This is a genomic window from Epilithonimonas sp., assembly GCF_056329745.1.
Window position 1 is genome coordinate 167,940 of record NZ_JBWEYV010000002.1, and the last position, 23,876, is coordinate 191,815.

At 39.5% G+C, this 23,876-nt stretch carries 21 protein-coding genes; 7 read left to right on the forward strand and 14 right to left on the reverse strand.

What is annotated here, in order from left to right; genetic code table 11:
- Positions 1-25: 25 nt before the first annotated feature.
- Positions 26-451: an RrF2 family transcriptional regulator gene (locus tag AC00Y6_RS02610; RefSeq protein ID WP_474489058.1), complete on the forward strand. Its 426-nt coding sequence runs from the start codon at positions 26-28 to the stop codon at positions 449-451.
- 38 nt (positions 452-489) lie between these two features.
- A complete protein-coding gene (locus tag AC00Y6_RS02615) occupies positions 490-921 on the forward strand; it encodes a nucleoside deaminase (protein ID WP_474489146.1) in 432 nt (143 codons plus the stop codon).
- On the opposite strand, the gene AC00Y6_RS02620 is transcribed toward AC00Y6_RS02615, so the two are convergent.
- From AC00Y6_RS02620 to lepA, 5 genes are all read right to left on the reverse strand, one after another.
- Positions 922-1,680, reverse strand: a complete 759-nt coding sequence (locus tag AC00Y6_RS02620) for a type III pantothenate kinase (RefSeq protein ID WP_474489059.1) — start codon at positions 1,678-1,680, stop codon at positions 922-924.
- Positions 1,681-1,765: 85 nt separating this feature from the next.
- Positions 1,766-3,625: a M1 family metallopeptidase gene (locus AC00Y6_RS02625; protein WP_474489060.1), complete on the reverse strand. Its 1,860-nt coding sequence runs from the start codon at positions 3,623-3,625 to the stop codon at positions 1,766-1,768.
- Positions 3,626-3,705: 80 nt separating this feature from the next.
- Positions 3,706-4,347, reverse strand: a complete 642-nt coding sequence (locus tag AC00Y6_RS02630) for a GNAT family N-acetyltransferase (protein ID WP_474489061.1) — start codon at positions 4,345-4,347, stop codon at positions 3,706-3,708.
- A 13-nt stretch (positions 4,348-4,360) separates the two neighbouring features.
- Positions 4,361-6,073 carry a M14 family zinc carboxypeptidase gene (locus AC00Y6_RS02635; protein ID WP_474489062.1) on the reverse strand — a complete coding sequence of 571 codons (1,713 nt, stop codon included), beginning with the start codon at positions 6,071-6,073 and terminating at the stop codon, positions 4,361-4,363.
- An 86-nt stretch (positions 6,074-6,159) separates the two neighbouring features.
- Complete coding sequence (gene lepA / locus AC00Y6_RS02640) at positions 6,160-7,956, reverse strand: translation elongation factor 4 (RefSeq protein ID WP_474489063.1); 1,797 nt, start codon at positions 7,954-7,956, stop codon at positions 6,160-6,162.
- Positions 7,957-8,205: 249 nt separating this feature from the next.
- On the opposite strand from lepA, the gene AC00Y6_RS02645 reads away from it, so the two are divergent.
- From AC00Y6_RS02645 to recN, 5 genes are all read left to right on the forward strand, one after another.
- Complete coding sequence (locus AC00Y6_RS02645) at positions 8,206-9,198, forward strand: outer membrane protein assembly factor BamD (RefSeq protein ID WP_474489064.1); 993 nt, start codon at positions 8,206-8,208, stop codon at positions 9,196-9,198.
- A gap of 35 nt (positions 9,199-9,233) precedes the next feature.
- The gene (locus tag AC00Y6_RS02650; RefSeq protein WP_474489065.1) at positions 9,234-9,557 is read left to right on the forward strand and encodes a DNA-directed RNA polymerase subunit omega; all 324 of its coding nucleotides are present in this window, start codon (positions 9,234-9,236) and stop codon (positions 9,555-9,557) included.
- A 100-nt stretch (positions 9,558-9,657) separates the two neighbouring features.
- The gene (coaBC, locus tag AC00Y6_RS02655) at positions 9,658-10,851 is read left to right on the forward strand and encodes a bifunctional phosphopantothenoylcysteine decarboxylase/phosphopantothenate--cysteine ligase CoaBC (protein ID WP_474489066.1); all 1,194 of its coding nucleotides are present in this window, start codon (positions 9,658-9,660) and stop codon (positions 10,849-10,851) included.
- Between the two features lie 99 nt (positions 10,852-10,950).
- Positions 10,951-11,856, forward strand: coding sequence for a type IX secretion system protein PorD (gene porD / locus AC00Y6_RS02660; protein WP_474489067.1), 906 nt, complete (start codon positions 10,951-10,953; stop codon positions 11,854-11,856).
- An 88-nt stretch (positions 11,857-11,944) separates the two neighbouring features.
- A complete protein-coding gene (gene recN, locus AC00Y6_RS02665; protein ID WP_474489068.1) occupies positions 11,945-13,594 on the forward strand; it encodes a DNA repair protein RecN in 1,650 nt (549 codons plus the stop codon).
- Positions 13,595-13,668: 74 nt separating this feature from the next.
- On the opposite strand, the gene AC00Y6_RS02670 is transcribed toward recN, so the two are convergent.
- The 9 genes from AC00Y6_RS02670 to AC00Y6_RS02710 all read right to left on the reverse strand — a co-directional run bounded on the left by AC00Y6_RS02670 (position 13,669) and on the right by AC00Y6_RS02710 (position 23,866).
- Complete coding sequence (locus AC00Y6_RS02670) at positions 13,669-14,832, reverse strand: thioredoxin family protein (protein WP_474489069.1); 1,164 nt, start codon at positions 14,830-14,832, stop codon at positions 13,669-13,671.
- Positions 14,833-14,855: 23 nt separating this feature from the next.
- Positions 14,856-16,373 carry a GH3 auxin-responsive promoter family protein gene (locus AC00Y6_RS02675; RefSeq protein WP_474489070.1) on the reverse strand — a complete coding sequence of 506 codons (1,518 nt, stop codon included), beginning with the start codon at positions 16,371-16,373 and terminating at the stop codon, positions 14,856-14,858.
- Positions 16,374-16,527: 154 nt separating this feature from the next.
- Positions 16,528-17,181: a 50S ribosomal protein L25/general stress protein Ctc gene (locus tag AC00Y6_RS02680; protein ID WP_474489071.1), complete on the reverse strand. Its 654-nt coding sequence runs from the start codon at positions 17,179-17,181 to the stop codon at positions 16,528-16,530.
- 46 nt (positions 17,182-17,227) lie between these two features.
- Positions 17,228-18,166 (reverse strand): ribose-phosphate pyrophosphokinase, encoded by a 939-nt coding sequence (locus AC00Y6_RS02685; RefSeq protein WP_474489072.1) that lies wholly within the window; start codon positions 18,164-18,166, stop codon positions 17,228-17,230.
- A gap of 107 nt (positions 18,167-18,273) precedes the next feature.
- Positions 18,274-18,684, reverse strand: a complete 411-nt coding sequence (locus tag AC00Y6_RS02690) for a BrxA/BrxB family bacilliredoxin (protein WP_474489073.1) — start codon at positions 18,682-18,684, stop codon at positions 18,274-18,276.
- A 260-nt stretch (positions 18,685-18,944) separates the two neighbouring features.
- Complete coding sequence (locus tag AC00Y6_RS02695) at positions 18,945-19,391, reverse strand: GatB/YqeY domain-containing protein (protein WP_474489074.1); 447 nt, start codon at positions 19,389-19,391, stop codon at positions 18,945-18,947.
- Positions 19,392-19,477: 86 nt separating this feature from the next.
- Positions 19,478-21,355 carry a cell division protein FtsZ gene (gene ftsZ / locus AC00Y6_RS02700; protein WP_474489075.1) on the reverse strand — a complete coding sequence of 626 codons (1,878 nt, stop codon included), beginning with the start codon at positions 21,353-21,355 and terminating at the stop codon, positions 19,478-19,480.
- 105 nt (positions 21,356-21,460) lie between these two features.
- The gene (gene ftsA, locus AC00Y6_RS02705) at positions 21,461-22,831 is read right to left on the reverse strand and encodes a cell division protein FtsA (RefSeq protein WP_474489076.1); all 1,371 of its coding nucleotides are present in this window, start codon (positions 22,829-22,831) and stop codon (positions 21,461-21,463) included.
- 21 nt (positions 22,832-22,852) lie between these two features.
- Complete coding sequence (locus tag AC00Y6_RS02710) at positions 22,853-23,866, reverse strand: cell division protein FtsQ/DivIB (RefSeq protein ID WP_474489077.1); 1,014 nt, start codon at positions 23,864-23,866, stop codon at positions 22,853-22,855.
- Between the last annotated feature and the right edge of the window lie 10 nt (positions 23,867-23,876).

Genomic DNA, 23,876 nt, shown 5'->3' on the forward strand with positions numbered 1-23,876 from the left:
ATTTTTACAATTCTAAGATTAAACAATGCTTTCTAAAAGAGTCAAATACGCCATCAAAACCTTATTGTTTCTCAACAGAAACGATAATGCTTCTCTCTTCTCCGCAAAAAAGATCTCGGAGAACGAACGTATTCCACTTAAGTTTCTGGAACAAATCCTGCGTGAACTGAAACAAAACAAAATCCTGAAAAGCGAACGTGGCGCAGAAGGCGGATATACTTTTATGAAAAACCCTTCGGACATAAAAATACTTGATGTCATTAGGATTGTTGACGGCCCTGTAGCCATGCTACCTTGTGCATCCCTCAATTTCTACGAAAAATGTGATGATTGTATTGACGAAGCAACATGCAGCATAAGAAAACTTCTTATCTCTGTGCGGGATCAGATGTTGCCCCTTCTCGATACAAGTATTGCTGACATGACAAAATCTGAAAAATTTCCAATTTAAAATAAAAGTTTAGTTTTGTGCTAAACTTTTTTGCTTTTATGTTTACAGATGAATATTACATGAGAATAGCCTTACAACAAGCAGAACTGGCTTTTGAAAAAGACGAAGTTCCTGTTGGCTGCATTATTGTCTGTAACGATCGCATTATTGCAAAATCTCACAATCTTACAGAAACCCTTACCGATGTTACCGCTCATGCAGAGATGCAGGCTATTACAGCTGCAGCCGGCTTCCTTGGTGGTAAATATCTTCAAAACTGTACGTTGTATGTAACGCTGGAACCTTGTGTAATGTGTGCTGGTGCATTGGCTTGGTCACAAATTTCAAAAGTAGTGATTGGTGCCAGAGATGAACATCGTGGTTTCATCAACAAAGCGTTGAAACTTCATCCCAAAACCGAAATTATTACTGGAGTTATGGCAAATGAATGTTCCGAAATCGTAAAATCGTTTTTCCAATTAAAACGTTGATTATAAGTCTTTTCCTAAAAAATACAAACCCTTTAAAGTGTGGAGTCTGTCCCCGATATTAATCTTATCCGTCAAAGGTTTGTAGACATGGCTCACGCCGCCAGTGGCAATAACAAAACAGCTGTCATTAACCTCATCATTAATCCGGTCAATAAAACCTTCCACCATTCCTAGAAAACCATAAACCATGCCGCTTTGCATGCAGGAAATAGTGTCCAGCCCAAGGACAGATTTTGGTTTTACCAATTCTATTTCGGGAAGTTGTGCTGTCCCTTGTATCAAACTGTTTAACGAAGTAATTATGCCTGGTGCAATGATAACTCCAAGCGTTTCCCCTTGTTCTGAAAGGCAGCTTGCCGTCAACGCAGTACCAAAATCCAGGATAATTTTCTTCTTCCCAGGATACAGATTATGGGCAGCCACCAGGTTGGCGTAGATATCGGTTCCCATTTGTTTCGATTTGGGGATCACGCCCGATGGTGTATTGCGATCAACGATAATTGGGCTGCTATGATGAATTTTCTTGATCGCACTGCTTACCACCTTTGTTAATTGCGGGACAACAGATCCTACAATCACCTTTTCAATTTTTGCAGGGTCTATCTTGTAAGTTTGATAGAGCATCAGAAACTGTACATACAGCTCATCTGTAGTCTTGTAAGGTTTTGTGTTGATAACCCAAGAGAGGTCACAATTGTCATCATCGAACAACCCAAAACGGATGTTGGTATTTCCTATATTGATTACGATGGAATTCATTCGTTATTTAATTTATTAGTTTACCAATTTTTACAACTTTTTTAAATTTATTGTTAGATTGATAAACTGTTAGATTGCCACATTGTTATTTTACTTCCAGATAATTATCTTCTGGATTAACATCAGCCAACCTCTTGCTAAAATCGATTCCCATCGCTGCTAATTGAGACTTGGTATAAGGAATCGTAAAGCTATATTCCTGCTGAGTCCAAGGCCAATACGGCAAAGTCTGAAAGTTTCCATAAACATCTTTCTTCTTCCAAACCCTAGTAAGATTAAGGGGAATATTATAATTGACAACCTTCTTATCTTTTGTCAAAACACTGAAATCAATAGGCATCGGTACTCCGCCTTTGTTCACCAAAGTTACAGTAGTAGATTGTGGATCATATTTAACTGTTTTGATACCATAATCTATTGTCTTGGTTGTATTAATCCAATAATGCTGGAACCACTTAAGATCCATACCAGAAACCAATTGTGCAATGTGAATAAAATCTCGCTCTGTAGGATGTTTCATAGCCCATTCATCATAATACTTCAGCATAATTTTGCTCAGATTCTCTTCACCTACAATATAACCCAGCTCCACCAAAAACAATTCACCTTTGATATAACTCGCATAGGTGTAAGCTGTCCCATTATCATGATGATCCCCTAACCAAACTGCTGGTTCTTCTTTGCCCGATTTTGTGAAATTAATATATGCCTTTAGTGCATCAACAAAAGGGTTGGGCTGGGCGTTGGCCGGTGGAAACAATCTAAACGAAACAAAATCTTCCGCATACTGTGTAAAACCCTCATCCATCCAAGGTCTTACGCTCTCGTTGGTTGCCATCATCTGCTGAAACCACGAGTGTGCTCCCTCATGGAACATCAACCCACAAAGGCCAGCTAAAGAAGTTGCTTCCCCAAGAACCATGGTACACATCCCATATTCCATACCACCGTCACCACCTTGGATGAATGAATAGCTCGGCCATCTGTACCGTCCAAAAGTGGCATTCATCAGTTGATAATATTTGGTAATGTAAGGCTTAAGTTCTGCCCAATATTTTGTTTTTTCTGACTTTTGATAAACAAGGTAAATACTGGGACCGTCCAAAATTGGAAAACTCTCCACCGAATAATCACGGTCTGCCGCCCAAGCAAAATCCAGAATATTTCTGGCACTCCATTTCCAGGTTACTTTGTTGGCAATATCCGGTTTTACCGTAGCATTGTTTTCATAACCTTTCACATCACCTGGATTTTCCAGCGTTCCACCAGCTCCTATAACATAATCTTTATCAATTTTGATATTCACATCAAAGTCCGCAAAAGGTGCATGGAATTCTCTCCCCACATAATCGAAAGCTGCCCAACCATCATAATCGTATTCAGCAATTTTCGGGTACCACTGCGTCATTGTCATATCGACACCTTCGCGGTTGTTTCTCCCGGCTCTTCGGATCTGCATTGGGATATTGGCATCCCATTCCATTGTGAAAGTGGTGGAAGATCCTGATTTAATTGCCTCTGCCAAGAAAACCTTCATCACCGTTCCCTGAATCTCAAATTTCAAATCCTTACCGTTCTGCTTGATCCAATGGATATTTTGCGCACCTTCCTGATCTTTTGGAATGGTTGACAATCGGGATGTTACGGTGTTCCCTGTTCGCACAGAAAGCCTGCTATCTGCATTTACGCCTTGCGACTGCACCCGCTGGTCCATCATAGAACCCGCTTTGAAGGCATTCCAATACAAATGGAAATAAGCAACCTTTAAATCGTCCGGCGAATTATTTTGATATTGCAAAGTCTGTTTTCCCTGATAGGTAAAATTGGCCGCATCCACATCAATATCCATTTTATACTTGGCATATTGCTGATAATAAGAACCTTGCTGAGCAGATAAGATGATAGAAAAAAGAATTGAGAATAAAGAGAATTTCAGTTTTTTCATAGATTTATGATTAAACCTAAAAGGTTTGTTATAATAATTTCACCAAAAATACTAAGTTTTTGTTGAATTGCAAATCATTATCAATCCATAATAACTATTGAAGTATAAAGACAATAAAGCTTCCAACCAACCGATTCATATAGCTTTTTGCCTTCTTCTGTTGCTACTAAAAAATTATTAGTGATCTCTTTTGAAATTGCAATTTTTTCGAGCTCTTTAATCACAATGCTTGCAAGTCCTTTTCTTCTGTGATTTGGTTCTGTAACGATTCTGTCATAAACAGCAGTATCCTTCACAATAATCAAATGTCCGATTGCCGCCAGTTCATTATCACGATCAATAATTCGCACAATATAAGTTGAATCATAATTTTCAAATTCTAATTTGTAGTTATTACTTAATTGTTTGTCATTACTAAATTCCATTGGGTTGTCGCAATACATCATATAACCTTGTGGTTGAAACGTCCACTTACCAGAAATGAATTTCTTAATTTCATTCGGAGAAGCACAGACCTTGAGAAAAACCCAAGGTTCTTTTATAATCTGAGATAAATGAACAAAATCCTCATTAAGCTTAGGAAAAACATAACGAGCTAATTGCTTTTCATAACCAACATCAACTTTGAATCCCGATGTATATTTTACCGGCAAAGGCAATTTTCGTGATATTGACCAAGCAGTCAGCCATTTCGAAATCAAATCATAATTGATATTATTCATTTAAATCAATAAATTAATTAACCCTGAAAACCGGATAAAGACGATGCGTTTTTTCGTAGTAATCGGAATGTTTGTAAACCCAATCCAACTGCGCCTGTCCGTCTTCTGCAAATTTTGGATGGATGGCTTTTTCCATTTCTAAAGCGGTTTTCAGCGCTTTGTTGTCTCTCAGAAGTTTGGTCGCTGTATCTTCGAAAACATAAGTCGAATAATATTCTTTCTGACCGAGAATTGCATCAAAGAAATTCCAGTTGAAGTAAGAATCAACAGCTTCGGGTTCCAAAGTTTCTAACAAAAATTTAACACCATCTTGATTCAATGGAACAAGAAAATCACCAGCTCTAAATTTGATTTTCCCTGATTCTTTGGTTACAAATGTGTCGTAATGTAGATAATGACCTTCGTAAGGATTGGGAACCGTTTTGAAATCTTTGATCCGGTATTGTTCCACCACAATTGTAGAATCCTGTTTTATCGGTGTCATTTTGATTTGGTTGAGTTTCAGCAAATCGATGATTTTCCATTCGGATTGTGGAATAACGTAATATTTCGGAATAGTGATTTCTTTGGCTGGGGCATAAGTATTATAAAATTTCACAGGTTTTGAAAACTTGGAATTTCTGTCGTACCAAAGTCTTGTTTTCCCCGAAACATCGCTTGGTTTATATTTGGCTTCATAACCTTTGAAATCAATCATTTCATATTTTGTAGAATCGAGTTTCCAAGCGAGAGCATATCGGTTCCCGACTTTATATTGTTTCAGGTTTTCAGCTCGCCTTTGCTGAATCGTTTTGTAATGGTCATCGATATAATTCAGGTTATCAACCATATAATCATACGTCACTTTCACTCGGTCTTTGTAAGGTTTCAGCATATGCGTTTCCACAACCGTCCCGATGGTATTGAACAACGTCGTGTAGCCCGTGGCATATCTTGGCGAATCTACAAAAGCAGGAAAACCGCCATCCGGAACATCGCCGTGAATGTTGACATAAGGCACCGAAATCACGCCTTTTTTTTCCATGTCCTTGAGAAGCGTTCTCTGCATTCCGTCACTGAAATAATTACCGAGAACAGTTCCCAATCGTTCTTTGTTAGTTGAAATATAAGTGAATGTGTATTGATAATCTGCACCATTGCTGACGTGATTATCAATAAAAACATCTGGTTTAAGCCACTGAAAAATCTGCTGGAAACTTCTGGAATTCTTGGAATCTGTCTTGATAAAATCCCGGTTCAAATCATAATTCCGAGCATTTCCTCGGAAACCGTATTCTTCCGGACCATTTTGATTGGCTCTGGAAAAACTTTCCCGGTTCAGCATTCCACTAACGTTGTAACTTGCAATGGCTGCAAAAATAACATTTTTAGGCGCTTTGACTTTTCCTGCTGCTAAATCCCGCATCAGCATCATGGTCGCATCAATACCGTCCGGCTCACCGGGATGAATTCCGTTATTAACCAACAAAACCGACTTTCCTTTTCTTGCTTCATCAAAACTTTTTCCTGATGGGTTAAAAATTACCACATCAATCGGGGCGCCATTATCGTCTTCGCCTTTTGTTTCATAACTGATGGATGGATATTGCTTTGATAAATCCTGATAGAATTTTCGCATCTCGGCGAATGTTGTAGTTTGGTTGCCATTACCCTTTTCGTAAGGTGTTAGGATTTGGGAATAACCGAAGATGGAAATGAGGAGGAAAAGGATGGAGAGGTTTTTCATTCTAAAGAATATTTGAACGAAGTTAATAAATAAAAAAATCCACAGAAAATTCTGTGGATTATATTTCTAAATTGAATTAATGATAATTAGTCATTCAACTTCAAAACAGCCATAAAAGCGGATTGAGGGACTTCTACCCTACCAATTTGTTTCATCTTTTTCTTACCTTCTTTCTGTTTCTCCAAAAGTTTACGTTTTCTGGAAATATCACCACCGTAACATTTTGCGGTAACGTCTTTTCTCAAGGCTTTGATGGTTTCTCTCGCGATAACTTTGGTTCCCAATGCGGCCTGAACTGCAATATCAAACTGTTGTCTTGGGATAAGTTCGCGGAGTTTTTCACACATCTTCTTACCAATATAATAAGCGTTGGAATCGTGGATCAATGAAGATAAAGCATCTACCATATCGCCATTGATCAAAATATCCATTTTTACCAACTTAGAAGCCCTGAAACCAATTGGGTGATAGTCAAAAGACGCATAACCTTTAGAAATGGATTTCAGCCTGTCATAGAAATCGAAAACCACTTCTGCCAAAGGCATATTGAAGATCAATTCCACCCTCTCGGATGTCAGGTAACTTTGGTTGACAATCTCGCCACGCTTCTCGATACAAAGCGTCATCACCGCTCCCACAAAATCAGATTTTGTAATGATAGAAGCCTTGATAAAAGGTTCCTCCACGCGATCCATTGTGGTGGGATCCATCATCTCTGACGGATTATTGATCAAAATGGCTGTTTCCGGCTCTTTTTTGGTAAATCCGTGGTAAGACACGTTGGGAACTGTGGTAATCACATTCATATTGAATTCCCGGTCCAGACGTTCTTGAACGATTTCCATATGCAGCATCCCAAGGAATCCGCAACGGAAACCGAAACCAAGAGCAGCAGAACTTTCCGGTTCAAAAACCAGGGAAGCGTCATTCAGTCTCAGTTTTTCCAAAGAAAACCTCAACTCTTCAAAATCCTCGGATTCAATAGGATAAATACCTGCAAAAACCATTGGCTTTACTTCTTCAAACCCCTCGATAGGTGCTGCAGCCGGTCTCTCAAAAGAAGTAATCGTATCCCCTACTTTGACTTCTCGTGCATCTTTGATCCCCGAAATCAAATACCCAACATCGCCACAATTAATGGTGGTTTTCGGAACTTGTTTTAGTTTCAAAGTTCCTACTTCATCGGCACCATACTCTTTTCCGGTCGCGAAGAATTTAATTTTCTCATTTTTTGAAATACTCCCGTTCACGACTTTAAAATATGCTTCAATTCCTCTGAAAGGATTGTAAACCGAATCAAAAATCAATGCTTGAAGCGGCGCATTAGGATCTCCAACAGGAGCTGGAATTCTTTCCACAATTTGCTCCAACAGATGATGAACGCCTTCACCAGTTTTTCCTGAAACTCTTAGAACATCTTCGTATTCGCAACCGATGAGATTCATAATTTCATCGGTTACTTCTTCCGGATTGGCAGAAGGTAGGTCTATCTTGTTAAGAATAGGAATAATCGTTAAATCATTTTCCAAAGCCAGATACAGGTTAGAAATTGTCTGTGCCTGAATGCTTTGTGCCGCATCTACAATTAGCAATGCCCCTTCGCAAGCGGCGATGGAACGGGAAACTTCGTAAGAAAAATCCACGTGTCCCGGTGTATCGATAAGGTTAAGTACAAATTTTTCTCCTTGGTACTCGTAATCCATTTGGATCGCATGAGATTTGATGGTAATCCCCCGTTCTTTCTCAAGGTCCATATCATCCAGCGTCTGAGATTGGAGTTCCCTTTGTGTAACGGTGTTTGTATATTCTAAAAGACGATCTGCCAATGTACTCTTACCGTGATCGATATGGGCAATGATGCAGAAATTCCTGATATTCTTCATTGATAATTCTTGTAATTTGCAAAAATACATTTTTTTGTCAGAAGTTGTAATCAAGAGCTTCAATTTAGGCTTTTGATTATTGAAGATTGTTGCTGGCTATTTTGGATTGAAAAATTGATAGCCCAATTACCAATTATCATTATATAATAGTTTTCAAAACGTTAATCTTTCATAAAAGTAACAGATTGAGTAAAAAAGTTTTATTTTTGCAAATTATTAATAATAATCAGAATTTTTCTGACAACCGTTATGAAGAAATATATCAGTTTGCTAATGCTGTCCGTTGTTTTACTTTCCTGCAAAACAGAGATGGACAGAGCAATGAAGAGTGCGGACAAGGATTTTATCCTGAAAGTGGCTAATGAAAAATTTGCCAATAAGAAGTGGAGTGATGCATTAGCGCTATATGACAGGTTGCCCAATCTGGTTGCCGGGACAGATGATGCCCCCAATGTTGTTTTCAATTCGGCTTACTCCAATTATTACGACAAAAACTACCGTTTGGCAGCTAATCAGTTCAGAAATTTTGCAGTAAGTTTCCCTCAAGACCCAAGAAAAGAAGAGGCGGCATATCTTTCTGCACTGTGTTTCTACGAAGGTTCTTTGGATTATAACCTGGATCAAAGCAATACACAATCCGCGATAACAGAGCTACAAAACTTCTTAAATGATTACCCCAATTCGGAAAGATCAAAAAACATCACCCAACTTATTGATGAGTTGAGTTATAAGCTGGAATTTAAAGCCTTTGAAAATGCTAAGCAGTATTATAAAATGGGCGAATACAAAGCCGCTTCTGTAGCTTTCGAAAATGTCTTAGAAGATTTCCCTGCGACAAAACTTAAACCTCAGATCTACGACATAATTCTTAAATCTAAGTATGAATTGGCTGTCAACTCTATTTATGATTTGAAAAAAGAAAGGTTAGACGCTGCGGCAGCATACGCCAAACGTGTGTCTGGAGAAATGCCCAACACGGCATTATCTAAAACCGCCGATGACCTATATGCTAAGTTGGAAGAAGATAAAATTAAATTTGCTAAAGTTCAGGCAGAAGTAGAGAAGAGAAAGGCTGAGTACGAAGCCAAAGTTAAAAATGCCGAAGCTAAAGAAAACGAGAAAAAAGAAATTATACAGGAGAAAAACCAGTTGAATCTCCAAAATGCCGCAGAGCAGACCAAACGCGACAGCGCCAAGATCAATTCGCCAGAGCCTCAGGCAACTTTCAAGTTTAAAAGATAATTCCTATATTTGCATTCTCAAATAAATTTCACGCAATGAGTGTTAAAGATACAAAAGCAGAAGTAAGTACAATTACTTACGACAAAGATAAAATCGAGGACAAAGTAGCCAGCATCTACGAAGCCATTGTCATCATTGGTAAAAGGGCTGAGCAAATTAACGCTGAGATACGCTCTGAGCTGCATGGCAAGCTGGATGAATTTGCCGTTCACAACTCTACTTTAGAAGAAGTTTTTGAGAACAGAGAACAGATCGAGATCTCCAAGCATTATGAGAAACTTCCTAAGCCAACCTCTATTGCATTGCGCGAATGGCTGGATGATGAAATCTATTTTAGAAAAACAGAAGACAGAAACTAATCTTTGGTTTGTAAAATATACAACCGTCTCATGTTACCACTGAGACGGTTTTTTTATTCCTGAAATTATTAATACTTTAGTTGATAAAAAACCATAATAAATGAGCTTGCAAGGCAAAAAGTTAATCATTGCGGTTACCGGTGGAATTGCTGCATATAAAATCAACTATCTCGTGCGAGATCTTGTAAAATCTGGGGCTGAAGTGAAAGTGATTCTTACAAAGGCCGCAGAAGATTTTGTATCGCCCCTCACCTTTTCCGTTCTCTCCAAAAACCCAGTCTTTACCTATTTTTCTGATGATCAAAAATCATGGAACAACCACGTGGAGTTGGCACTTTGGGCAGATCTCATCCTGGTAGCGCCTTGCACAGCTAACACGCTCGCAAAAATCGCCAACGGCATCTGTGACAACTTCCTGATGGCCGTTTATATGTCGTCAAAATGCCCCGTTGTTATTGCGCCAGCAATGGATCTAGATATGTACCAACATCCCGCGGTTGTAAGAAATCTAAAAACCATCGCAGACTTTGGTCATCACATCATCCCTGCAGAATCAGGAGAACTGGCCAGCGGACTGATTGGCCAAGGCAGATTGGCAGAGCCGGAAACAATCTTCAAAGTATTAACAGAAAAACTATCTGATGCTAATCAAGAATTTGCCGGAAAAAAAATTCTAATCACCGCAGGCCCAACTTATGAAAATATTGATCCTGTAAGGTTTATCGGTAACCATTCTTCTGGGAAAATGGGGTTTGATCTTGCAAAGGAGGCTGCAAAAAGAGGGGCAGAAGTGATTTTGATTTCTGGGCCGTCATCGCAACAGGTTAATGATAACAGCATTCGGGTTTTCCGGGTAAGTTCTGCTCAGGAAATGTACGATGAAGTTTTCAAACATTATGACAAGACTGACATCGCCATTATGAGTGCCGCCGTCGCAGACTACACACCAAAGGTGAAAGCGACTGAAAAAATAAAGAAAAACGACAACGAGCTGGTGATTGAGTTGGTAAAAAATAAAGACATCCTGAGAACAATGGGTGAAAAGAAAACCCACCAGTTCCTAGTTGGTTTTGCCCTGGAAACCCAGAATGAGGAGGAAAATGCCAAGCTAAAACTCAAAAAGAAAAATCTGGATATGATCATCCTCAATTCCCTCCGGGACGAAGGTGCCGGCTTTGCCAACGACACCAATAAAGTCAAAATCTTTACCCCAACCGAGGAACTGTCCTTTTCTCTGAAATCAAAAGAGGAAGTTGCCAAAGATATTCTTAATTTTATAGCGGAAAAATTGTAACAAATCTTTGATTTTTACGTTTAAAAACTACCTGTTGGCAGTCATAAAGATGTTGTTGGCAGTTCGGTTTAACTAATTTTACAGCCCTTATTTATGCTAATGAAAAAACTACTCTATATCATCTGCGCCGTATTTTTTAGCCAGGCAGTTCTTGCACAGGAGTTATTGGCCAATGTGCAGATCAACAGCCAGCAGATTGCCGGAAGTAACAACCAGGTCTTTCGTACGCTGGAGAAATCGCTAAGGGATTTCATCAATAACACCAGCTGGACAGGCAAAAAATTGCAGAATTTTGAAAAAATTAAATCCAATTTCGCGATCGTCATTTCGGAGCGTAGCAGCAATAACAGTTTCAAAGGAACTCTGGTTGTTCAGGCCACAAGACCTGTTTTCAACTCACAATACGAGTCGCCTCTCATGAATATTAATGACACCAGTTTCTCCTTCGAATATAATGAAAATGAGAATCTTGTATTCAACGAGCGACAGTTTTCCGGCAAAAACCTGATTGACGTTATCAGTTTTTATATCTATGTGATTTTGGGTTATGATGGTGACAGTTTCCAGTTGCGTGGCGGCCAGCCATGGTTTGATAAGGCTCTTAAAATTGCCCAGAATGCCCAAAACCAAAATTACAGCGGCTGGAACCAGATAGAAAGTCAAAGAAACAGAGGCGCATTGATTAATGGTCTTCAAAACGAAAATGCATCCACACTGCGTAATGTCTATTACAGCTACCACAGATCCGGGCTGGATAACCTCTCAAAACAGGATCAGAACCCGGCCAAGAAAATCATCGCAGAATCTCTGCTACAGCTGAAATTCTATGAAAATAATTTCCAGATGAATTACCCTTTCAATGTTTTTATCGAGACCAAAAGTAACGAGATCTTCAATATTTTTAACACTGGAAATAATGCTTCGGTTAACATCAGTGATCTTAAAAGCATGATGAGCATCTTTTCGCCAAAAGACATTGATACCAAGTGGGATAAATGGAAATAATGCCAAGCCTTAAAAAATGTTCATAAAATACTGTAAACCAAAGTTTAAACCGTTTTTACTTAAAAAAATATTTGCTTCGTAACCCTCTATGCTTTCAAGAATATTTATACAGAATTTTGCCCTTATCGATAAACTGGAAATCGATCTCAAAAATGGACTTCAGGTGATTACCGGAGAAACCGGAGCCGGAAAATCTATCATTTTGGGAGCTTTGCGTCTGATTATGGGTGAGCGGGCAGATTCTAAATCTTTTGCCAAGACAGAAGCAAAAAGCGTTGTAGAAAGTGAGTTTACCATCAATGAGAGCCTCCGTCCCTTTTTTGACGACAATGATCTGGATTTTGAAACACAAACCATCATCCGGCGCGAGATACTTCCTGGTGGGAAATCACGGGCTTTTATCAATGATGTGCCGGTAACACTGGATATCCTTAAGCAATTATCATCTCAGCTGATTGATATCCATTCCCAATTTGAAACGTCTAACCTTTTTACTGAGGAATTTCAGTTTGGCATTTTGGATGGCATGGCCAACAACAACAACATCCTCAAAAACTATCAGACTACTTTTGCAGATTATCAGCGGACCAAAAAAGAAATTGCAGAGCTGCATAATGCGCTTTTGGAGGTTAACAGGGAAGCTGATTACAAGAATTTTTTACTAGCCGAGCTGGAAGAAGCTGATCTGGATTATGTCGATTTCGAAAACCTGCAGCAGCAGCTTCAAACGCAGGAGAACGCGGACCAAATCAGTGAACTATTATCCCAATCGCTTTCAAAATTATCAGCAGAGGACTTTGGGATCCTAACCAATTTAACGGATATTAAAAGTAAAATAGCCCGTTTAAAAGAACTTTCCCCGGAGTATGAAGAACTCAGCACCCGGCTGGAAACTGCTTATCTGGAGATCAAAGACATCAGCACAGACCTGGAAGCGAAATCTGAAAATATAGAGATCAACCCGGCTTTACTTCAACAATTGTTAACAACGGTCAACCGGATCAATGCATTATTCCTGAAACATCAGGCAGACGATGTCTCTTCTTTGATTGCAATACGGGATGAATTATCTGCAAGCCAACATTCTTTAGAAGATATAGAAAATCAGATAGCAGACAAAGAAAAACAGGTGACCACTCTGGAGTCTGAACTGAAAATCAACAGCGAAAAACTGACAAAAAGCCGATCGCAATTTTCTGAAAATCTGGAAAGCAAAGCCCAAGAAATTTTTCAGAAACTGGGATTGGAAAAAGCCATTCTTAAAATTGACCTATCGGACTCCTCGTCTTATAATACTTTTGGAAAAAACCATATTCAGATTCTTTTTCAGGCCAATTCCGGGTTTCCGCTCAAGCCAATCCAGAGTGCCGTATCTGGAGGTGAAAGATCGCGCGTTATGCTGGCCATCAAAAAAATAATGGCGGAGAATAATGCTTTGCCAACGCTGATTCTTGATGAGATCGACACTGGTGTATCGGGCAGGATAGCCGAAGAAATGGGTAAACTGATGCAGGAGATGTCACACGACCTGCAATTGATTGTTATCACACATCTGGCACAGGTTGCAGCCAAAGGCAACGACAATTACAAAGTGGTGAAATACGACGAAAATGCCGTTACAAAAACCACAATTGTACAATTGTCTGAATCTGAAAAGCTCAACGAAATTGCCCAGTTGATTTCCGGCTCTAAAATTACAGATGCCGCCATTTCGCAGGCAAAGGAATTGATTGGATAACCTGTTGTTATTCTGACAACTTCAAATAAAAAACGGGCTAAAGCCCGTTTCTATTAATCTTTAAAACCTTTATATTACTTCAGGCTGTTAAGCAGTTTCTGGGTATCTTCATAATCTTCCCCGGATTTTTTAGCCAGTTCGATTGATTTTTGTGCCCACAATTTAGCTTCACTCTTCTTCCCCAACTTATTATAAAGATTGGCCAATGTATCGGTATTAGCATAACTTTCGTCCTTTTTCACAGATTCCTGTGCCCAAAGTGCAGCCGTTTCCAAAGAAGATTTTGTGTTGACATTTTCGAAGAAGTTCCATGCCGCGGAATTGAGACTGTTAGATGATGCAGACTGATAATCTTTATAAAGTTGCAACATCAATTTCTCATAAGTCGCCATATCCTTACTCTTGAACGCGGCACTAACTTTTTGTGAAAGAAGGTATTTCTGTGCTTCTTCCTTACCTAAAACTTTTTCGGCTTCGGTAAGAAAATAATTATCATTATATGTTTTGGTATCCTTGTTATAAGCCTTAGCAGCAATACTATTCAGCTTTAGCCCTTTACCGATTTTCTCATAGCTGGCTTCTGTTACCACTGCAGCAATATCATTTTTCTTATTAACAAAAACCGGATACAGAGGCGAATCAGAATTTTTAAGTGATTGTAATAATAACCCTACATCTTCCCTATCCAAAGCCGTTTTACCTGTAAAATAACGATCCAAAATGCGGGCTGCGTAATCAGGCTCCGTGTAAACAGTAAGGGTTGCCAGGTTTTTCAGAAAATCGGGGTTCTTTTCTCCGTCTTCAAATTGTTTCTTGAGAGCTCCCAATCTTCTGTTTGGATCTTCTGCATCCTTTGCAAACTGAAGGAAATCTTTTTCTTCTACATAACCAATTGTCCTGTGGACTACTTCCCCATTGTCGTCAATAAACAGGTAAGTAGGGTAAACTTTCACATTCCATTTCTTAGCAAGTTCTATACCTTCACCCTTCTCCATATCAATTTTCGCGTTGATAAAGTGACTGTTATAAAATTCGCCAACGGCAGGTTTGGTAAAAATATTTTTAGCCATCAATTTACATGGCCCACACCAAGAAGTAAAAGCATCTAGAAAAATCATTTTTTTTTCAGCTTTTGCTTTGGCAAGAATCGTTTTAAAATCAGAATTTTCGAAGGTAATTCCTTGGGAAAAAGACAATGCTGAAAACAAAAGGAACAGCGCAGGAAGGATTTTTTTCATTATCAATATTTGGGTAATTAAGTTTAATTTTTATTAAGTTCAAGTAAAGGATCAATATATTGGCGATCATTACTTAGTCGAGGAACTTTGTTTTGTCCACCGAGTTTTCCGCGTCTTGCCATCCATTCGTAAAACAAATTTGGCTTTGCAGCATGCACCACCGGCCGCCGCAGCGTAATATCATTGTACCGTTTTGCCTCGTAATCTGAATTAAGGCATTTGAGCGTGTTGTCAAATGCATCTGTAAATTCATCCAAATTGGATGGTTTTCTTGTAAATTCAAAAATCCACTCGTGACAGCCCTTTTTATCACTGGTCATAAAAACAGGCGCGCCGGTATAGTCCGAGATACTCGCATCCAGTTTTTCACAGGTCTGTTTAAGTGCGGTCTCCACATTATCGATCATCAGCTCTTCTCCAAAAGCATTGATGTAATGTTTGGTTCTGCCCGTTACCTTGATCCTGAAAGGATTGATGGACGTAAATTTCACTGTGTCGCCAACAAGATAGCGCCATAAGCCACCATTTGTAGTGATGACAACGGCATAATTTTTATCCAGCTCCACCTCGGAGATAGGAATGGCTTCTCGGCATCCGTTAAAGAACTTATCCATGGGGATAAATTCGTAGAAAATACCGTAATCCAGCATGAGCAGCATCTCATCACTACCAGACTGATCCTGAATGCCAAAAAACCCTTCGGAGGCGTTATAAATCTCGTAATAACGAATGTTTTTACCGATAAGTTCTTTGTATTGGTTTTTATAAGGTTTGAAGCTAATCCCGCCATGGAAAAACACTTCAAGGTTAGGCCAAAGTTCTGCAATATTAGCTTTGCCAGTTTCATGCAGCGTCCTTTGCAAAAGCACCATCATCCAGCTGGGAACACCTGTAAGACTACCTACATCATCATTTCTTACCTCGGTTATAATCGCTTTCATTTTACTTTCCCACTCAGACATCAGCGATATTTTTTTGCTGGGAGTATTGATGATCTCTACCCAAAATGGTAAATTTTCTATCAAAATTGCGGAAAGATCACCAAACTTGGTATTAAAGTCCTGATACATCTCAGCACTGCCGCCCAATCTCAGATTTTTATGCTGAAAGAGCTCACTCTCCGGATGATTGTTGACATAGATAGAAACCATATCTTTTCCGGCTTTATAATGGCAATCTTCCAAACTCTCCGCACTGATAGGGATAAATTTACTTTTAGCATTGGTAGTCCCGGAAGACTTTGCAAATTGTTTGATAACGCCAGGCCAAAAAACATCCTTTTGTCCTTGTCTGGCTTTTTCTATGTAGGGTTCAAAATCCTCGTAACAGACAATGGGGATTTTCTTTTGAAAATCGCGGTAATTGGAAATCGAACTGAAGCCGTATTTCTGCCCATATTCTGTTTCTTCGGCATGAAAGAGCTGAGAAAACAAAAGTCCTTCCTGAGTCTCTACAGGATACTTTATAAAATGTTCGATCTGATCAATCCTTTGGCGAATGAACCAATTGACGACTGTATTGAAGAGTGCTTTTGTTGCCATGCATCACAAATATAATAATTTTTGCATATGCAAATGGCGTAAAGACTCATGAAACTTTTTTACTTAAGTAAATGGCAAACTTATCACACATTTACAATCAATAAAAAAGCCGCAGAAAATTTCTACGGCTCATTATTTTAATAAAGGGATTATTTTATCCTTCAAAAGATTTCTCTTCAGTAGTAGGAACCAATGGTGATTGATCTTTCACCTCTTCTGCCAACTCTTCATCTTCCTCATCTGCCGCAGCAGCACCTTTCATTGCATTTCTAGACATCTTAACAGCTGCAACTACAGCATTATCTGGATGCATAAATGTGTAAGCATCATTTTTAATAGCCTCTACATAAAGTTTGTTTCCGATTCTTAACGGCGTTACATCCACAACGATCTCATCCGGCAAGTTTGCAGGAATTGCTTTCACTTTCAGTTTTCTGAATGATTGTCTAAGAACACCACCCGCAACAACACCTCTTGCACGTCCCGTGATTCTTACAGGAACTTCCATAATTACCGGCTTATCAGCAGATAATTGGTAAAAATCCACATGTAGGATCCTGTCTGTAATTGGGTGGAATTGGATATCCTGAAGAACAGCAGGAATGGTTTGTCCGTCAACCTCAATAGATACCGTGTGTGCTTCAGGAGTATATACCAAACCTTTGAAAGATTTTTCTTCAGTAGAAAAATTCAATGGTTCTGTACCTCCGTAAACAACACAAGGAACTAATTCAGCATCACGTAAAGCTTTTGTAGACTTTTTGCCCACGTTTTCTCTTTTTGTACCTTGAATTGTAATAGATTTCATTTTATTATAAAATATAAATTTGAGGCTGCAAAGATATTAATTTTTTTTAAATAATAAACTTCTCGCTGATAGATTTGTGCTCGTGTACCATCTTCATCACATCAGAAAAGAGTTTGGCACAAGACAATACTTTAATTTTAGAAGATAATCCTTCTTTTACAGGGATAGAATCTGTAACGATGACTTCCAAAAGCTGGGAATTTTCTATGTTCTCATAAGCCTTGCCTGACAGTACACCGTGCGTAGCCATGGCTCTTACAGACTTAGCACCTTTCTCCATCAGGATATCTGCAGCTTTGCAAAGCGTTCCTGCCGTATCGATCATGTCATCGATTAAGATCACATTTTTGTCTTTCACATCACCAATAAGGAACATTTCCTCTACAACATTGGCTTTTTTCCTTTCTTTATAAGCAATTACAACATCGGCTCCCAAATGCCCTGCATAATTCTTTGCCCTTTTGGCTCCTCCCATATCCGGGGAAGCAATGGTTAGGTTGTCCAGATGTAATGAGCGGATATAGTCTATAAAAATAGAAGACGCATAAAGGTGATCCACAGGAATCTCGAAGAAGCCCTGAATCTGATCTGCGTGCAAATCCATAGTCATAATCCTAGTAGCGCCAGCCGCAGTAAGAAGGTTGGCAACCAATTTGGCTCCTATTGGCGCTCTCGGTTTATCCTTTCTGTCCTGTCTTGCTAATCCGTAGTAAGGGATAACCACAGTAATATTTTTGGCAGATGCTCTTTTGGCCGCATCAATCATGAGGAGAAGCTCCAAAAGGTTGTCCGCCGGCGGAAAAGTGGAAGCAATCAGGAAAACCCTGGCACCTCTTACCGACTGTTCCAAAACGGGTTCAAACTCACCGTCGCTGAAGTGTTGGAAATTAATCTTACCTAATGGCTGCCCATAATGCTTGGCAATTTTCTCGGCCAACTCGTGGCTGGTTCTGGTAGAAAACAAATAACTTGCTTGATCTGACATTTTTACTTTTTTGCAAATTTAAAAAATAATGAAAAATCTGAAAATTGATTTTCAGGTTTATAAATAAAAAAAAACCAAAATAAATATATTTTGGTTTTCATCTGTTATTAACAGTATTCGTCATAAGCGGCTTGTAGGTTTGCAGCGATGGCACCAGCCGGGTTACCTTCTATATGGTGTCTCTCTAGCATGTGAACCAATTCTCCGTCCTTGAAAAGTGCCACACATGGTGAGCTTGGCGGGAATGGTGCCAACAATCTTCTTGCTTCTGCTACGGCATCGGTATCGAAACCAGCGAAAGCCGTCACCAGATGATCCGGTTTCTTATCTCCTGTCAAAGAGTACACTACGCCTGGCCTTGCAGCTCCTGCGGCGCACCCGCAAACGGAATTGATTACTAATAATGTTGTGCCATTTTGTTTAAGAGCTTCATCCACCTGTGCCGGTGTTGTAAGATCTTCGAAGCCTTTATCTGTAAGTTCTGCCTTCATTGGCAATACTAAATCTGCTGGATACATATTTTTATTATTTAAAATTTGAGATTAGATATTTGAAATTATTTGGCAAATTTAATCAAATAAAATTTGTTTTCGGTTGCAAATCATTCTATTAAAATCATTCCAAAAATCTATGAGGCAAGATCATAAAAAAAGCTCCGAATCCCAAGATCCGGAGCCTTAATCAAATCGATATGCAAATGGAGTATATCCTTTTTTTTAATTGATAAAATATAAATGATAAATGATTATCACTTAGTGCTTATCAACTCTCAATGATCTTAAGAAAGTAACTTTTTCACCATTTCGGAAATGCTCTTCCCGTCTGATTTTCCGGCTAATGCCTTAGAGGCAACGCCCATTACTTTTCCAAGATCCTTGATGGTTTCTGCCTTGGTTTCGGAGATGATTGTTTTGATCTCAGATTCCAATTCTTCGGCAGAAAGCTGTTTTGGCAAAAATTGCTCTATGACTTTCATCTGAGCTTCTTCCACCTCAGCAAGATCTTCCCTACCCTGCGCTGTGAACTGTTCAAAAGAGTCTTTTCTTTGTTTGATCATTCTTTGCAAAATGGCAATCTCCTGCTCTGCAGAAACTTCTGCACCTTTTGCCTCGGTTTTAAGCAAAAGGATTTGTGATTTTACCGCTCTCAGAGAGTCCAGAGCTACTCTGTCTTTTTCTCTCATGGCGGTTTTAATCGCTTCGCTAATTGTGTTTTCTAAACTCATTTTATTTTGCTTTTTGCGATTAGCTTTTGGCTAATGGCTTTCATAATTGGAATGTTAAAAACCATTTGCCAACTGCCTCACGCAGATTAATCTACATCTTTATTCAGGAAACGGTTTTCCCTAAGCTGCATGCTGCCGTTGTTATCAGACAAATAAGTATTGATGTTCTGATCCGACGCATTGCTGCCGTCAATATTGATATTCTTCCTTTTGAAAGCCGGCACTGTCTCAAAAACATTATCATTGTCCAATTGCTGGTAACGGGAGTTGAATTCTTTCAGTTTGTTACGTCTTTCAACAGCTTTTGAAGCATCTGGTGTTTTATTGAAAAAGGTAAACTCCTTATGAGATTCCTGCACAGGTTCGGCTTTCGGCTCTTCTCTTACCACTTCTTTTGCTGCAGCGGCGAACGAAAATCCACCGGCCTGTTTCTCTTCGGGTTTGTTTTCGATAATTTCTTCAGGTTTTTCCTGAGGAACTTCGGCGATCACCTGTTTCTCGATCACGGGAAATTCTTCTTCAGTTTCGGGCTCGTTAATCGTAAAAGTAACTTCTACCGGTTTGTCTTCATCAATATTGGATGAAAACGTTGGTTTGTCCTCTACCTCGAAACTGAAAGACTGAGCCTCTAGGTCAACTTCTTCATAGATATCCTCATCAAAATTGAACAAATTATATTCTTGAGCTTTTTGACTCTCGCGGTCATCGGAAAAATCACGGATCTCTTCCTGCTCTATAATTTCAATTTTGGTTTCTGCTTCTTCTACAAGGCTTTCGGCGGCAGAATTTTTAGGAAACCCTGAGTTTCCAAAATCCTCGTCATCATCCAGACGGAAAAAATTTTTCCCACTTTGGATTTCTGGTTTGGCATCACTCTGAGCCCTTGTTTTGAACGGCGACTCCCTGTGTTTTGAAACCGGATCCGGTCTGTCATCTAGAGAATATTTGATGGTTTCTGTAATGCCCACATTCTTTCTGTCATCGTTTGAAAAGCCTGTTGCAATCACCAAAACGCTAACCGCCTCGCCCAATTCTTCATCAGAACCTACACCAAAGATAATGTCTGCTGTATTGCCAGCTTCTTTCTGGATGTGGTCCATAATAACGCCGATCTCATCCATTGTAACTTCGGTAACACCGCTTCTGATGAGCAATAGAACATTTTTGGCACCCGTGATTTTGTTATCATTCAACAATGGGGAATCGAGGGCTTTTTTAACCGCCTCTTCCGCTTTGTTTTCGCCGCTTGCCACACCAGTTGACATCAATGCAGTCCCGGAATTTTGAAGAACGGACTTGGCATCACGGAAGTCAATATTAACATCGAAATAACCGGTAATTACCTCTGCCATTCCTTTTGCAGCATTGGTCAATACTTCATCGGCTTTTGAGAACCCTTGTTTGAACCCAAGGTTTCCGAATTGCTGCCTCAATTTATCATTATTAATGACGATGAGAGAGTCAACATTATTTCTTAATTTTTCCAACCCTAATTCGGCCTGGTCCAATCTTCTTTTTCCTTCAAAACTAAAAGGTACGGTTACGATGCCCACAGTAAGGATGCCCATTTCCTTGGCCACTTTTGCAATCACAGGAGCGGCACCAGTCCCGGTTCCACCGCCCATTCCGGCAGTAATGAAAACCATCTTGGTGTTTTGTCCCATAGAAGCCTTGATGTCATCAATACTTTCGATGGCTGCCTTTTCTCCCACTTCAGGATCTGCACCTGCGCCCAAACCTTCGGTCATGGAGATTCCCAGCTGAACTTTATTGGAAACCGGATTGTTGTCCAATGTCTGTGCATCGGTATTACAAATCACGAAATCTACACCATAAATCCCTTTTTCGTACATGTGTTTCAGCGCATTGTTTCCGCCGCCACCTACACCAATCACTTTAATAATAGCAGAATTGCCCTTTGGTAAATCAAATGAAAATCCTTGTGTATTAGTTATATTGTCCATAGTATTTTATTTTTTTCAATTTTGTTAAATCGTTAAACCGTTGATTTACAAATTTGTCTTTTTGCCTGCTTTTACGATTCCCCGATTTGGCGATTTTACAATTTGTTACTCTTCTACTTCTTCAAAAAATTTCTTCACTTTATCTAAAATCGACTGCCCAAAGGTTGGTTTGTTCCTTTTGGCAATTTCTTTTGGCTTAACCACTTCTTCTACAGGCTGAGTCTGCACTGCTTCTACAACAGCTTTTTCTGCCTTTTCTGCTTTGGCAACGGCCTGCTCTATCACCTCCTCTTCTGCCGGAAGATTTTTTTTGTCCCGTATCTTAAGGCTTTCCATCAGCAAACCGATGGAGGTTGCAAATTCCGGTCCTTTAAGATACTGATTTTTATCGTTCGCCACATACTCGTTGGCAAAACCAATTCTGCTATCAAAACCGGTGGTGTAATTCGCCAATTGACGAAGGTTTCTCAAGTTGGAACCACCTCCCGTCAAAACGATGCCGGCGATGAGTTTTTTCTTTTGCTCAAATGCACCATAAGCTTTTAATTCAGTATTGACCATTTCAAGAATCTCCTCAACTCTGGCATTGATAATCTGAGCCAAAATTTTAAGAGAAATCTCTTTGTCCGGACGGCCGTGCAATCCTGGGATTGTGACATACGTGCTGTCTTTTTCTAATTCTGGAACAGATGAACCGAACTTTACTTTCAGTTGTTCTGCGTGTTTCTCGATGATGGAACATCCTTCCTTAATATCATCGGTGATAATACCGCCTCCGTAAGGAATCACGCAGGTATGACGGATGATGTTGTCTTTGAAAATAGCGATATCTGTAGTACCACCACCAATATCAACAATTGCAACACCCGCTTCTTTTTCTTCTTTGGTCAAAACCGCTTCAGATGATGCCAAAGGTTCCAGTGTCAAAGCTTCCATCTCCAGACCAGCCTCACGAACGCATCTTGCAATGTTTCGGATAGAACCCATCTGTCCCACTACCACGTGGAAATTGGCTTCCAGCCTTTTGCCGTGCATCCCAACCGGTTCCTGAATTTCGCCTTCGGAATCTACTTTGTATTCCTGAGGCAAAACGTGGATAATTTCTTCACCAGGCAACATCACCAGTTTCTTCACCTGGTCTTTTAGTTTTTCGATATCATCCTCGGTAATGTATTGATCCGGGTGCTCCCGCATAATGTAATCCGAATGCTGGAGAGAACGGATGTGTTTCCCTGCAATCCCGACAGTTACCTTGCGGATAGGCACTCCGGCGCTGGACTGCGCCTCTGCCACTGCAGTTTTGATGGAATTAATAGTTTGGGAAATGTTGTTCACAATACCTTTGTGAACACCAAGACTTTTAGCCTTCCCAACGCCCAGGATTTCGATTTTCCCGTGAGCGTTACGCCTGCCGACAATGGCGACAATCTTAGTTGTCCCAATGTCCAGACCTACTGAATACTCTTGATTTTCCATTATATGCTCGATTTGATTTTTTTATTCTACTATTACTTTTGCCTTTTTCTTTTTCTCCGACGATGATTGGGAAGTGTTTTGCTTCTTCTTTTCAGGAGATTTTTTCGGTTCGGGTTTCTTCTCTACTTTTTTCGGTTTTGAAGTTTCCTTTTTGGGCTCTGGCTTTTTTATTTCTTTTTTGGACTCCGGCTTAGGTTCCAGTTTTTTAGTTTCTGTTTTTGCCGGTGTGCTTGCCAACAGTTGTAATGGTTTCTCTTCCGTCTTTACAACTTCAATTTTTGGGGCATTGCGCAACATGCTGTCATTTTCTTTGAAATAAGGATTCAGTGTTGTTACGATCTGATTATTGTACTTAACAGACACTTTTTTATACTTCTGTGGATTTTGATATACCAAGTATTTTTCCACAAAAGTTTTAAAGCCTCTTACTTTAAAATCGATATTTTCCAGATCTCCCAATTCTACCTTAAAATGGCCATCGCTGGTCAACAGGTTGTAGCCTCCTTTTTCCTTTTTGATCCCGATAAAATACTTTTTGCAAAAATCATCTTTGTCAATCTTGTCAACCAGTGCTCCCAATTCCTGATATTCCGAAGCATCCACATCGCCCATTACCAACATACACGGGTAAGAAAAGTTTTTCGAAATCGGGAATTCTACACCTTTTTCGTCCACATAAAAATCCTTCCCATTTTTGCTCAGCCGGAAAACCGGAATGCGCTGTTTGATGTCAATATTCAGGTTTCCGTTTAGGTTCATAAATACATTGGCACTGTCAACAAAAGGGTTTGCATTAATCTTTTTTTCCAGTTCCGGTATTTTGACATCGCCAATCCTTTTGGTGGGATTATACTGCTTCACAAGATCTTTGATATCATTCTCATCCACAAAATAAACCGGCGTTTTGGTCTGGTTCATATTGATAGATACATTTTCCATCTTGGCGTTGTTGAAACGCTTCAACGAGAAACTGAGCAGAAACCCAAAAAGGATCACTGTTACGAGTATCTTCAATATTCTCCACTTATTCTTCATTCTTTTTTGT